The sequence below is a fragment of the Sphingobium sp. SCG-1 genome (assembly GCF_002953135.1).
GTDB lineage: Bacteria > Pseudomonadota > Alphaproteobacteria > Sphingomonadales > Sphingomonadaceae > Sphingobium.
In genome coordinates this window covers 2,622,836-2,636,031 of record NZ_CP026372.1, presented here as the reverse complement: position 1 = coordinate 2,636,031, position 13,196 = coordinate 2,622,836, and the positions used below count along the sequence as shown (strand labels likewise).

The window sequence follows — 13,196 nt, the reverse complement described above, 5'->3', positions numbered from 1 at the left end:
GAGGAGCGCCGCCTTGGGGACAGCGCTCCTTGCGTTCCCTTATTCCGCAGCCAGCGCCGGACCGTCGTCTTCCAGAATCTCGTCGATCGAGTTCAGTTCGACATTGAGGCCAAGCGAGCGCATTTCCTTCACAAGCACGTTGAAGCTTTCCGGGATGCCGGCCTCGAAAGTGTCGTCGCCCTTGACGATCGCTTCGTAGACCTTCGTACGGCCGATAACGTCGTCCGACTTCACGGTCAGCATTTCCTGCAGCGTATAGGCGGCACCATAGGCCTGGAGCGCCCAAACCTCCATTTCCCCGAAGCGCTGGCCACCGAACTGCGCCTTGCCACCCAGCGGCTGCTGCGTGACGAGCGAGTAGGGGCCGATCGAACGGGCATGGATCTTGTCGTCGACAAGGTGATGCAGCTTCAGCATGTAGATGTAGCCGACCGTGACCTTCCGGTCGAACTTGTCGCCCGTACGGCCATCGAACAGATCGCTCTGACCCGAAGTGTTCAATCCGGCGAGTTCCAGCATCGCCGACACGTCGGCTTCGCGGGCACCGTCGAACACGGGCGTCGCCATCGGTACGCCCGGCGTCAGATGCGACGCAAGTTCCACGATCTGATCGGGGGTACGTGCCTCGATCTCGGCATGATACTTCTCACCATAGACGGTCTTGAGGCGTTCTTTGACCGCTTCGGGCGGCGCGGCGCTTTCCGGGTTCGGATTAGCTTCGCGCCATTCTTCCAGAGCATGCTTGATCTGCTGACCCAGACCGCGTGCGGCCCAGCCCAGATGCGTTTCGAAGATCTGTCCGACGTTCATGCGCGATGGCACGCCCAGCGGGTTCAGCACGATATCCACATGCGTACCGTCCGCGAGGAACGGCATGTCCTCGATCGGCAGGATGCGAGAGATAACGCCCTTGTTCCCGTGACGGCCAGCCATCTTGTCGCCCGGCTGCAGCTTGCGCTTCACCGCGACGAACACCTTGACCATCTTGAGCACGCCCGGGGGCAGCTCGTCGCCGCGCTGCAGCTTCTCGACGCGATCTTCGAACCGATCGACGATGGTCTTCACCGCTTCGTCATACTGGCCCTTGATCGCTTCGAGCGAGACCTGAACGCTGTCGTCGGCCACCGCGAACTTCCACCATTCGTGACGCTCGACTTCATCCAGAAGCGCGTCGTCGATGACGATGCCCTTCTTGATGCCCTTGGGTGCAGCCGTCGCGGTCTGGCCGAGAAGCTGTTCCTTCAGGCGATTAAAGGTCGCACGATTGAGGATGCCGCGTTCGTCTTCGCGATCCTTCGCAAGACGGTCGATTTCCTCGCGCTCGATTGCCATCGCGCGCTCGTCCTTGTCGATGCCGTGGCGATTGAACACGCGCACTTCGACTACCGTGCCGGCAACGCCCGGCGGTAGACGCAGCGAGGTGTCGCGCACATCGCTGGCCTTTTCACCGAAGATCGCGCGGAGGAGCTTTTCTTCCGGCGTCATCGGCGATTCACCCTTGGGGGTGATCTTGCCGCACAGGATATCGCCCGGCTCCACTTCGGCGCCGATGTAGACAATGCCCGCTTCGTCGAGGTTGCGCAGGGCTTCCTCGCCGACGTTGGGAATGTCGCGGGTGATGTCTTCCGGACCCAGCTTCGTGTCGCGGGCCATGACTTCGAACTCCTCGATGTGAATCGAGGTGAAGACGTCGTCCTTAACGATCCGCTCGGAGATCAGGATACTATCTTCGTAGTTGTAGCCATTCCACGGCATGAACGCGACGAGGGTGTTGCGACCCAGCGCCAGTTCGCCGAACTCGGTCGATGGGCCGTCCGCAATGACGTCGCCGCCGTCTACCAGATCGCCGACCTTCACCAGCGGACGCTGGTTGATGCAGGTGTCCTGGTTGGACCGCTGGAACTTCTGCAGCGTGTAGATGTCGACGCCCGACTTGCCGGGTTCGACGTCATCCGTTGCGCGGATCACGATGCGGGTGGCGTCCACCTGATCGACGATGCCCGAACGCTTGGCCGAGATGGCGGCGCCGGAGTCACGGGCGACGGTTTCTTCCATGCCGGTGCCGACAAACGGCGCTTCGGCGCGTACCAAAGGCACGGCCTGACGCTGCATGTTCGATCCCATAAGCGCGCGGTTGGCGTCATCGTTTTCCAGGAACGGAATGAGCGATGCGGCGACCGAAACGAGCTGCTTGGGGCTGACGTCCATCAAGGTGATCTGATCGCGCGGAGCCATCAGGAATTCACCGGCTTCACGCGACGACACGAGGTCTTCGATGAAGTGGCCGTCGGCATCGGTGTCGGCGTTGGCCTGCGCGATCGTGTGCTTGGCCTCTTCCATAGCGGACAGATAGACCACGTCGTCCGTCACCTTATGGTCGATGACTTTGCGGTACGGCGTTTCGATGAAGCCATACTTGTTGACGCGGCTGAAGGTCGCGAGGCTGTTGATCAGACCGATGTTCGGGCCTTCCGGCGTTTCGATCGGGCAGATGCGGCCATAGTGAGTCGGGTGAACGTCGCGGACTTCGAAGCCAGCGCGCTCACGCGTCAGACCGCCCGGCCCGAGAGCGGACACGCGGCGCTTGTGAGTGACTTCCGAAAGCGGATTGGTCTGATCCATGAACTGCGAAAGCTGCGAGGAGCCGAAGAACTCACGCACGGCCGCCACGGCGGGCTTCGCGTTAATGAGATCGTTGGGCATGACCGTCGATACGTCGACCGAAGACATACGCTCCTTGACCGCACGTTCCATGCGAAGGAGGCCGACGCGATACTGGTTTTCCAGAAGCTCGCCGACCGAACGCACACGACGGTTACCGAGGTTGTCGATGTCGTCGATTTCGCCCTTGCCGTCCTTCAGGTTCACCAGTTCCTTGACGACCGCGAGGATATCTTCGCGGCGCAGGGTGGTGACCGTGTCTTCGGCATCGAGTTCGAGGCGCATGTTGAGCTTCACGCGGCCAACAGCCGAGAGGTCATAGCGCTCCGGATCGAAGAACAGGCCGTCAAACAGCGACTCCGCGGTTTCGCGCGTCGGGGGTTCGCCGGGGCGCATGACGCGGTAGATGTCGGACAGCGCATGGTCGCGATCTTCAGCCTTGTCGGCCTTCAGCGTATTGCGAATCCACGGACCGGTCGTGACATGATCGATGTCGAGCAGTTCGAGCGTTTCGATCCCTGCCTTGTCGAGCTTCTCGAGGTTCTCCGGGGAAACTTCGTCGCCAGCTTCGATGTAGATTTCGCCGGTCGCGTCGTTGACGAGATCAAAGGCGCTGTAGCGGCCGAAGATTTCCTCGGTCGGGATCAGCAGGTCGGTGAGGCCGTCCTTCTGCGCCTTGTTAGCGGCACGAGGCGAAATCTTCTGACCCGCCGGGAACACGACTTCGCCCGAATTGCCGTCGACGATGTCGAAGGCAGGCTTCTGGCCACGCCAAGCTTCGGGAGTGAACGGGATCTTCCAGCCACCTTCGCCACGAACGAAGGTTACCTTATTGTAGAACTCACCCAGAATTTCTTCGGGGTTGAGGCCGAGTGCGAACAGCAGCGCCGTGACCGGCAGCTTGCGCTTGCGGTCGATACGGACGTTCACGATGTCCTTCGCGTCGAATTCAAAATCGAGCCACGAACCGCGATACGGAATGACGCGCGCGGCGAAAAGATATTTGCCCGAGGCGTGAGTCTTGCCACGGTCATGATCGAACAGGACGCCCGGCGAACGGTGCATCTGGCTGACGATCACGCGTTCCGTGCCGTTGATGATGAAGGTGCCGTTACCCGTCATCAGGGGCATGTCGCCCATGTAGACGTCCTGCTCCTTGATATCGAGGACCGAGCGGGTGTCGGTATCCTGATCGACCTCAAACACGATCAGGCGAAGGGTAACGCGCATCGGCGCGGCATAGGTGATCCCGCGCTGGCGGCATTCCTCGGTATCGTACTTCGGGTCTTCCAGTTCGTAATGAACGAAATCCATTTCGGCTGTGCCGGCAAAATCACGGATCGGGAAGACGCTGCGCAACGTCTTTTCGAGGCCCGAGACGTAACCGATCGAGGGATCGGAACGGAGGAACTGTTCGTAGCTTTCGCGCTGCACTTCGATCAGGTTTGGCATCTGCACGACTTCGTGGATGTTGCCGAACACCTTGCGGATGCGCTTCTTTGCGCCCGTCATGCTGATGGTGGGAGCTGCCTTGGTCGCCATGCGTTGGTCCTGCCTTGATAGAACTATTTATTTTCGCATCGCAGCGAAAGCTCAGCCGATTCGCGCATACCAGTGACGCAAAAAAGTGCGGGTCGGGGCTGTCCGATCCGCACTGTCAGCGTCTGGCAGAACCTTCGCATTTCTGCCCTATTCGTCTCGGTTCGAGCGCAAATCGAACCGGGTCCCGGGCAGTGGAAGGCTGGCTCATCCTGCCGGGGAAGCAGGGGAGGGCCGTTAACTCTTGAAGCGCGATATAGCGACGCTGTTGGAGATTGTTAAGAGGGTAGGCGCGAAAAATGCGAGGATTTCAAATAAATGCAGCGAAGAAGGGTATGACAAGCTGCACCGCCCATAGCAGGAGAAACGCGCTTCCCCAGTTCTTGAGCGTGGGCCGGGAAGCCGCAGGCGGGTTTTGCATCCTCATCTGTTCTTCAGGGCTTCGGTGACTTTCTTGACGTTCTGCGACTGGCCGCGACGCAGGATCATGATGTCACCTTGGGCCACGACAACGATCAGGTCCTCGACGCCGACCATCGCTACGCGCGGCCCATCACTGTGGACGAGGCAGCGGGCAGCGTCGATGGTGAGCACGTCGCCGCGCACGGCATTACCATTGTCATCCTTGTCGCTGATCGTGTGGAGCGAATCCCAGCTCCCAACGTCCGACCACCCCATGTCGACGGGCACGCAGGCTACCTTCTCGGCGCGCTCCATGACGGCGTAGTCGATCGAGTCCGAAGGGCAGGCTTCGAACGAGGCGGCGTCGGGATAGAGGCGCTGCCCCTCCTTGCGGCCCTTGTCGAGCGATGCTTTCGCGGCGGCAAGCATTTGCGGCTGGAAGGTTTCGAGCGCGTTGAGATAGGCGTCGGCGCGGAACAGGAATATGCCTGCATTCCAGGCGTACCCGCCCTCGGCCAGCATTTCAGCGGCGCGCGCTGCGTCCGGCTTTTCCACGAAGCGCGTCACCGAGTTGACAGTGCCCTGCACAGGCTCACCCATCTGAATGTAGCCATAGCCGGTTTCCGGAGCATCGGGCGTGATCCCGAAGGTCACGAGCCAGCCCTCCGCGACCAGCGGCAATGCCTGCGCGATCGCGGCATGGAAGGCGGGAAGGTCCAAAATCACGTGATCGCTCGGCATGACGAGCAACGCGTCCGCCGGGTCGTCCGCAACCAGCGCCGCCAGTGCGATCGCAGGCGCGGTGTTGCGACCGAAAGGCTCCAGCAGGATATGGCTCTCGGTGATACCGATTTCCGCAAGCTGTTCCTCGATCAGATCGGCGTGCCCCGCATTGGCGACGAGAATCGGTGCACCGAAGGAGATGTAGGACGCAGTAGTGGTGGAATCCGTCCGGCGGGCCGTAAGTTGCAGCATGGTCTCCGCAGACGTCAAAGCCAGAAGTTGCTTCGGTCGTTCTGGACGCGAAACGGGCCAGAGGCGCGTGCCAGAGCCACCGGAAAGAATAACCGGAACAACAGATGCCGTCATGAAAGGTAACCCTGCTCGTGAATAGTTGGTTGCCCCTTAGCATGTGCAGCATGAACCAAGAAGGGGTGGCGTTTAGCGTCTGTGAAGGAATTGGGACCATAACGGCGCTAACAATGTCGCGGAGTTCCCATGAAGATATTATGCGTGTTCGGTACGCGACCGGAAGCGATCAAGTTGTTTCCGGTGATCCACGCGTTGCGCGATACACCGGGGATAGCCGTGCGGGTATGCGTGACGGCCCAGCATCGTGGATTGCTCGATCAGGTGCTGGAGATCAGCGGGATCGTGCCGGACATTGACCTCGATATCATGCAGGCGGATCAAACGCTCGATGGCCTCACGGCGCGCCTTATCGTGGAACTGGGCAAGGCGTTCGATGCCGAGAAGCCGGACCGGGTGCTAGTGCATGGCGACACGCTGACGACGATGATGGCAAGCCTTGCGGCCTATTATCGCAAGATCCCCGTTGCCCATGTGGAGGCGGGATTACGCAGCGGTGATATTCATCATCCTTGGCCAGAGGAAGTGAGCCGCCGCGTCGTGGCCTGTATTGCCGATCTGAACTTCGCACCAACGCAGGGGGCCGCCGATGCGCTGTTGGCGGAAAACCGCGATCCGGAGAGCATATATGTGACGGGCAACACCGTGATCGATGCGTTGCTGGCGACCAAAACGCGGATCGATGCCGAGCCGATTCTAGCCAGCGGACTCGATGACCTGGCCGCACGCTTTTCGGGCAAGCGGATCATCGCCGTGACCAGCCATAGACGCGAAAACTTCGGCGGCGGGATGGAAGCGATCGCGCAAGCCGTGCGCGACATTGCGGCGCGTCCCGGTGTGGCGATTATCTTCCCGGTCCACCCCAATCCCAATGTGCGGCGGGTGATGGACGCGGAACTTGGCGGTCTCGACAACGTGGCGATGATCGACCCGCTGGACTATCCGCACTTCGTCCGCCTGCTCGACATGAGCTATATCGTGCTGACCGACAGCGGCGGCGTGCAGGAAGAAGCGCCATCGCTCGGCAAACCGGTGCTGGTGATGCGCGAGACGACGGAACGGCCCGAGGGCGTTGCGGCGGGTACGGCGAAGTTGGTGGGCACCGATCGGGCAAGGATCGTTTCCGAAATATTCAGCCTTTTGGACGATGAGGGTGCCTACGCCGCGATGGCGCGCGCCCATAATCCGTTCGGTGACGGAGCAAGCGGCACGCGCATCGCGGGGATCATTGCCCAGGGAAAGTGAACCCATGCCCGTCGATGTCGAACAACAGGTTTCCGTTATTGGTCTGGGCTATATCGGCCTTCCTACCGCGGCACTGATCGCGCGGTCAGGCGCGCGGGTGTTGGGCATCGATGTCTCGCCGCATGTCGTGGAAACGGTCAATAGCGGTCGCGTTCATATCGAAGAAGTCGATCTGGACGGACTGGTGCAGGGCGTGGTCGCGCGCGGCACATTGCGGGCATCTACGCAGGTCGAGCCGAGCGACGTGTTCGTGATCGCCGTGCCGACGCCGGTGTCGGAGGATCATGCGCCGGACATTTCCTATGTGCTAAGTGCCGCGCGTACCATCGCGCCGGTCCTGAAGGCAGGCGATACTGTCATTTTGGAGTCGACCTCTCCTGTCGGCACGACTGAGGCGATGCGCGACCTGCTGGCGCAATTGCGTTCCGATTTGCGGATGCCGGGGCAGGGCGGGGTGCCGGATATCTCCATCGCCTATTGCCCCGAGCGCGTGCTGCCCGGCCGCATCCTCGTTGAACTGATCGACAACGACCGCTGCATTGGCGGGATTACGCCGCGATGCGCGCGCAAGGCTCTGGGATTCTATCGGCAGTTCGTGCGCGGGCAGTGCATCACCACCACCGCGCGCGCGGCCGAGATGGTGAAGCTGGTCGAAAACAGCTTCCGCGATGTGAACATCGCCTTCGCCAACGAACTGTCGGTGATTGCCGAGGGCATGAGCATCGATGTGTGGGAAGTCATCCGCCTCGCCAACCGCCATCCGCGCGTAAACATCTTGTCGCCGGGGCCGGGGGTGGGGGGGCATTGCATCGCCGTCGATCCCTGGTTCATCGTGCATGGCGATCCGAAGAATGCGCGGATGATCCGCACCGCTCGCGAAGTGAACGATGCCAAGACCGATCATGTCGTCGCCCGCGCATCGGACATGACCGACGCGTATCCGGGCGCGGAGATCGCCTGCCTCGGCCTTGCTTTTAAAGCTAACATTGATGACTTCCGCGAAAGCCCTGCGGTCAAGGTCGCCGCGCGGTTGGCGCGCAGATATGGACGACGGGTTAAGCTCGTCGAACCTTATGCCAGCGACCTGCCGGTGGATTTCGTCGGCACGGGCGCGGAACTCATCGATATTGACAGTGCGCTTGAACGCTGTAGCGTTTTCGTGGTGCTGGTGGATCACGACATCTTCAAGTCCGTTCCCGTAGAGGAGCGTGCGGGCAAGGTTGTGTACGACACCCGGGGAATATGGCCCGATCAGCCGGCACCTATAGCCTCTTTGACAAGAGTAGCAGGGGCCGCTTAAGCGCAACATTTTCCAACAACTCAGATAATTGGACGAGCGGCGCTCGTCTGCTACAGGGCGGTCATGCTCATGCGGATCGTCCTTGCCCTGTTCTTCCTGTCGCTCGCCGCCAATGTTGCTTTCGCGTTGAGCGATCCGCATTGGCTCGCGATACCGGCCATGTTGCTCGGCTGGTATCTGGCGGACATGCTGTCGGGGGCGGTCCATATGTATATGGATTACAGGCCGTGCAGACCGGGAATGGGCCTCGACAAGCTTTATTTCTATCCCGGATCGCGCGAGTCTGAGGAATATCAGACGATGTTCCGCACTGCGATGCGGCGGATCAACCCGCTGGAACGGCTGGTCTATGATTTCAAGAACCATCACCCGCGGCCTGACGCTCTGGGCCGCAGGGGCGTTGTGCGGCTGATCGGTTCGACGGTGCTGGCAGGTGCCTTGCCGCTGTCGATACTGATGAATGTGGCATGCCTGATCTGGCAAGTGCCAAGCTGGGCCGTCGCAGGCATGGTTGCGCTTCTGCTGGGCGGCGCTTTTGCGCAATATTTCCACGGTACGCTGCACCGCGCGCATAACCCTTGGATCGTCGAAGGAATGCGTTCGGTTGGCCTGCTGATGACCCCGCAAGCCCACCAGCTACATCACGATACGCTCAAACGGGATTTCAGCACCAATTGCGGCTGGAGTAATCCCTTGTTGAACAGGGTTTTCGCGACTGCCTACAACCGGCGTTGGCTGCGCGACGAAGGGCTGGAGCCGACCGGATAAGTTATTCGATCGTGGGCAACCACTTGTCCACTTTGGCGAAATGGTCGTCCCACGTCGGTGCCGTGAACCCCGTCATCCGCGCCAGTTGCTGCCGTCGTGGCATGCTGTCCACCGGAAGATAGGCTTCGATAGCGCGACGCCAGCCCGGACCATCAATGGGACTAAAATATTCCGGAATATTGCCGGCAAGTTCCCGAAACACGCCGATGTCGCTGGCAATCACCGGTAGCTCGGACGCCAGAGCCTCGATTAGAGGCATACCATAACCTTCGACGAACGAAGGAAACAGCAGCGCCCGTGCGTGACGGAAATAGCGTGCGACTTCCTCATCGGGGCAGTGCGGCAATTCAACGACATGGCCTTTTAACGCGGTGCATCGCTCCAGCAGATCGACTGCCTGTTCGCACTCCCATCCGCGTTTGCCAATGATGACGAGAACCGGCGCACGATCGCCCATATCCCGCACCATGTCGCGCCAGACGTTGAGCATGAGGAGATGGTTCTTCCGTCCCTCGATCGTGCCTAGCATCACGAAGTAAGGACGATCGAGCGGTGACGTAGCATCCTTCGGCGTAATCATCAGGCGCGTGCCGAGATAAGCGGTGATCGCGGGGGGTGCCGTCATTCCTTGGCTTTGGGCAAAAGCACTAAGCGCCGCGACAGTGTCATCCGAGTTGGCGATCACGCCGCGGCCCCTGCGCAGCACGGTGCTGACGCGCTCGGCGTGCCGAATATCTTCTCCTGCGCGGCAATATTCGGGGTGGGTGATCGGGATAAGGTCGTGCAACAAGTATATCGGTTTCACATCCAGCGAGGCGATGCTGGACGTCTGTTCAAGGCCCGTATGACCGACGTTCAGATAAAGACGGCCCATTCCACGCTGGCCACTACCGAAGTTGGAAAGCGCTGCCTGAATACCCAGCATCGAGATATTCCGCTTGAAGCCATTCAGCCCGAATTTCAGGAGATCGAACAACTTGTCCGATTGAGCCGGCGACAAGACCCGGCGAACTTTCCCCCGCTCTACCACCGCCTGTGCATGTGGCGCGTAATGTTCCAGATAGGCAAGGCACACATGGTCGACGCCTGTCGGCATTCCGCCAACCCAGATGCGCCAGATGAGGCGTCGCACGTCCAGCAATATCGGGCGCTTTTCGGTAATTGTTAGGGCCAAGGTAATTCAATCAGACTTATTTAAGGGCAAAAGCAGCTCTCAACTCATGCCTTCCATTTATTGGAATGATACAATGCTGAAGGGCGCCCATCTAGTATGCGAGAGACGACAGACGTCACCAGCGTAGCCACCGCGCTTTCACTGGCGAATCCACCTCTCACCAGACAGCGGGCGTGCAGAACTTGACGAAAGGCTTGCCATACGCGTTGATCGGGACAGGCATTCCCCGTCCAATAATCATCCAGCGGCCCCTGATGCGTTAGTCCTGCGACGTCATAGATAGCATCGCCGAGCACCACGACTGGCACTTGCGCTGTCAGCGCCAAGCTCCCGGAGGTGCTGTTTACTGTTATCATGCCGCTGGACCCCGCCGCCAGCTCCGCAAGATCGCCTCCCGCGATATGCACGATGCGACCGGCAAGGCCGCGTCTCTCCGCCTCGGTTTTCACGAACTGCGACCAGATCGTCGTGCCTGCGTCCAGCGGATGTTCCTTCACCAGCAGCATGGTGCCGGCAGGCGCGTGGCGCTGAAAGCTGTCGAACACATAATGCACGGCGCTTGCCATGTCGGGGAAAGGGCTGTGCTCGCGAATTTGATAATCGGACGTGAGTTGGAGCGGGAACAGGAAATATTTCCGTCCCTTTATCTGTGCCAGCGCCCGCGCCGTGCGTTGCGCGACCGTCTTGTTGCTCACCACCAGTTTCCAGCCCCAGCGGACGCCTTCGATAAGTACTGAGCCGGGCCGGTGCGAGCGGTAATGCGGAAAACGCCAGAACTGGGTCACAACATGATGGAAGTAGCGATAGCTATCGCGCACTCGCCGATCGAAGCTGGCGGTGATAGGGGGCAGGTTGGGGACGGGGGGCAGGGTTTTCGCCTGCTCCAGAAACCATTCCGGATCGCGTGGCAAGGTCGAGTGACCGTTTACCCCGTCCACTTCCATCGTGACCCAGTCAGGACGAATATACCCTTCCTCGAACACGTGGATGTTGACGTTGCGCAGCTTCGCCATGCCATGTGCCGCGCGATGAAGCGGGCGGCAGTCGCCGAACAGCATGACATCAGTGACGCCATTGTCCCGCAAGAAATGATCGAAGAAGCGTGGCCATGACTTCGGCGCTCCCCTGAAGTCGACTGCGCCTTCACCCGGCCAGTCTACGCGATCGCCACCGTTGAAGTTGATGCGGTGCACGGTTGCGCCGAGTTCGCGCATGTGCTTGCCCAGCAACCAGAAGAAAGGACCGGGCGGACCCTGCAACATTACGAAGACGCGACCCTCCAGCGTAGCGGCGGGTTCAGGGGCCGCGTCATTGGCTACCGACCTTAGCTGCGGCTTTCCCTTTGCATGCGGAAAGCCTGCCATCGGAGATCCAGAATGAAGGTCAAACTTCTTCAATGGACCCTGCCCGGAATCGCCAGCGATTCACTTTTCCCTGAAGCTTGCGCAGCGGCACGATGAAACGGCTCTCCTTCCTCACTCCCGCTATCAGCCGCCGCACCAACACTTCGGGCGGGCAGGGGAGGGCGGTCACGGGGTCCAGATAGCGTGGATAGAGCAGCAGCACGCCGGTTGCCAGAGCATTGATATTCAAGCGTCGCTTGCGCCTTGCAGGTGTTGCGCCGAGGTCACGCGTCAAACCCCACCCGGCATAGAACGGAACGCCATGCGTCGTTACGTCACTGCCGCGTAACAGTGCTTCAAAGCCTGCCAATGACGATAGGACATGAACGCCGTCAACCATGTCCAGCAATGACGATATTGGCGTGCCGCGATCAATCGCATCAGCATAACGAAGCGCCGAATCGTCAGGCACGTGCCCCTTGCGATGCCCTGCGTCTACGTCGGGATGCGGGCGATAGATAAGGAAGGCATCGGGCTCTGCCGCTCTCGCGCGGCGCAGCAGGTCGAGGTTGCCCTGCACTTCACCGCGTGCGGCGAGCACGGATCTGTCGTCTTCTACTTGCCCCGTAACGAGCACATGTCTTTTGTCGCCGCCGGGCCGGGCCATGGCTTCGCTGCCAACGCCGTATTTGGACAAACCGGATGAGAGGATGAGAGCACGGATCGCTTCGGCGCGCTCAATCTCCTCGGGAGCAAAGTCGGCGGAGTTCAGTATGCGCTCCAAGCCGCTTTCCTTCGCGGGATCGAAATGGACGCCCACGGAATCCACCGTAATCGACAACGGCGGCACACAATCCGCGCCCAGCCCGATCGAGCGTATAAACCCATCCTCAACTTCGTGAAGCAGAGCGGGATTGCCGACAGCGCGCGCCTCTATGGCGGCAAGAAGTTCGGGTGGCGTCTTCGCTTTCCAGACGGCAACAGCGGCGTCAGCGGGTAATGCCTGCAACGCCCGGACAGTGCTGATATGCTGAACTGTCTCTCCACCACCCCACAACAATGGATCGACGGTTTCACGTTTCCAGAATGCCATACCGGCCGCAGCACGGATCGGCCGATTGGCGTCGATGAGACTGCGCCAATAACCCAGGAGTTCTATGATTTTGGCGGCAGTGGTTGGTTCAGCCGAGAACGGATCGATGTAGCTGTGTTGCAAGACAGAGCTTACGATTTGATCGCGCAGCGAAGGACATTCGCGGTCATCCATCAACTCGGTTGCACATCCCGCGATACGCGCAATCATCAGGCGCTCGTCGTCGGAGCGGCCCCAGAGAACCTGCGCACGGCTCGCGAAGTGCCACGGGTCTGCCTGACCCCTCCAGGTCGCGTATGGGACATCGCCGACACGCGGGTCGATGATCCAGAACAGCACTGGTGTCTCGCATCCTGCAGCCCGTTTGGCCATAGCAAGGGCGCTCGACCTGTCCCATGGACAGGCGACGATCGTTTCAGGCGCGATGGGCGGCTGCGAACCCCAGAAACTTCCGCCCACCCGATGCGTTTTCAGCAGTGCGATGATAGCTTCGGGATCTTCTGCCGACGCACCTGGTTGACTGAACTTGACGGGCTTGCTGCCGGGAAAAGGTGGAACGCGCAGGAAGTCGGTCATGGCTTT

Annotated in this window: 8 protein-coding genes; 3 read left to right on the top strand and 5 right to left on the bottom strand. The window is 60.4% G+C overall.

Translation table 11 applies throughout. The features are described 5' to 3' along the window. Window positions 1–39: 39 nt before the first annotated feature. Window positions 40–4,203, bottom strand: coding sequence for a DNA-directed RNA polymerase subunit beta (gene rpoB / locus C1T17_RS12045; RefSeq protein ID WP_104953655.1), 4,164 nt, complete (start codon window positions 4,201–4,203; stop codon window positions 40–42). Window positions 4,204–4,623: 420 nt separating this feature from the next. Next, on the bottom strand, window positions 4,624–5,691 hold the full coding sequence (locus C1T17_RS12040) for a mannose-1-phosphate guanylyltransferase/mannose-6-phosphate isomerase (protein WP_104953654.1): 1,068 nt from the start codon (window positions 5,689–5,691) through the stop codon (window positions 4,624–4,626). A gap of 129 nt (window positions 5,692–5,820) precedes the next feature. Here C1T17_RS12040 and wecB point away from each other — a divergent pair, with 129 nt between their 5' ends. From wecB to C1T17_RS12025, 3 genes are all read left to right on the top strand, one after another. Beyond that, the gene (gene wecB, locus C1T17_RS12035) at window positions 5,821–6,936 is read left to right on the top strand and encodes a non-hydrolyzing UDP-N-acetylglucosamine 2-epimerase (protein WP_104953653.1); all 1,116 of its coding nucleotides are present in this window, start codon (window positions 5,821–5,823) and stop codon (window positions 6,934–6,936) included. A 4-nt stretch (window positions 6,937–6,940) separates the two neighbouring features. Further along, window positions 6,941–8,236 carry a UDP-N-acetyl-D-mannosamine dehydrogenase gene (gene wecC, locus C1T17_RS12030; RefSeq protein ID WP_104953652.1) on the top strand — a complete coding sequence of 432 codons (1,296 nt, stop codon included), beginning with the start codon at window positions 6,941–6,943 and terminating at the stop codon, window positions 8,234–8,236. A gap of 63 nt (window positions 8,237–8,299) precedes the next feature. Beyond that, on the top strand, window positions 8,300–9,004 hold the full coding sequence (locus C1T17_RS12025; RefSeq protein WP_104953651.1) for a fatty acid desaturase CarF family protein: 705 nt from the start codon (window positions 8,300–8,302) through the stop codon (window positions 9,002–9,004). Window position 9,005: 1 nt separating this feature from the next. On the opposite strand, the gene C1T17_RS12020 is transcribed toward C1T17_RS12025, so the two are convergent. From C1T17_RS12020 to C1T17_RS12010, 3 genes are all read right to left on the bottom strand, one after another. Continuing rightward, on the bottom strand, window positions 9,006–10,136 hold the full coding sequence (locus C1T17_RS12020) for a glycosyltransferase family 4 protein (protein WP_223262937.1): 1,131 nt from the start codon (window positions 10,134–10,136) through the stop codon (window positions 9,006–9,008). A gap of 86 nt (window positions 10,137–10,222) precedes the next feature. Beyond that, window positions 10,223–11,542 (bottom strand): capsule biosynthesis protein, encoded by a 1,320-nt coding sequence (locus C1T17_RS12015; protein WP_104953649.1) that lies wholly within the window; start codon window positions 11,540–11,542, stop codon window positions 10,223–10,225. A 19-nt stretch (window positions 11,543–11,561) separates the two neighbouring features. Beyond that, a complete protein-coding gene (locus C1T17_RS12010; protein ID WP_104953648.1) occupies window positions 11,562–13,190 on the bottom strand; it encodes a capsule biosynthesis protein in 1,629 nt (542 codons plus the stop codon). Window positions 13,191–13,196: the final 6 nt, after the last annotated feature.

Coding starts and splice junctions, on each gene's coding strand:
- rpoB (WP_104953655.1), bottom strand. CDS start 4,203: ATGGCGACCAAGGCAGCTCCCACCATCAGCATGACGGGCGCAAAGAAG.
- C1T17_RS12040 (WP_104953654.1), bottom strand. CDS start 5,691: ATGACGGCATCTGTTGTTCCGGTTATTCTTTCCGGTGGCTCTGGCACG.
- wecB (WP_104953653.1), top strand. CDS start 5,821: ATGAAGATATTATGCGTGTTCGGTACGCGACCGGAAGCGATCAAGTTG.
- wecC (WP_104953652.1), top strand. CDS start 6,941: ATGCCCGTCGATGTCGAACAACAGGTTTCCGTTATTGGTCTGGGCTAT.
- C1T17_RS12025 (WP_104953651.1), top strand. CDS start 8,300: ATGCTCATGCGGATCGTCCTTGCCCTGTTCTTCCTGTCGCTCGCCGCC.
- C1T17_RS12015 (WP_104953649.1), bottom strand. CDS start 11,542: ATGGCAGGCTTTCCGCATGCAAAGGGAAAGCCGCAGCTAAGGTCGGTA.
- C1T17_RS12010 (WP_104953648.1), bottom strand. CDS start 13,190: ATGACCGACTTCCTGCGCGTTCCACCTTTTCCCGGCAGCAAGCCCGTC.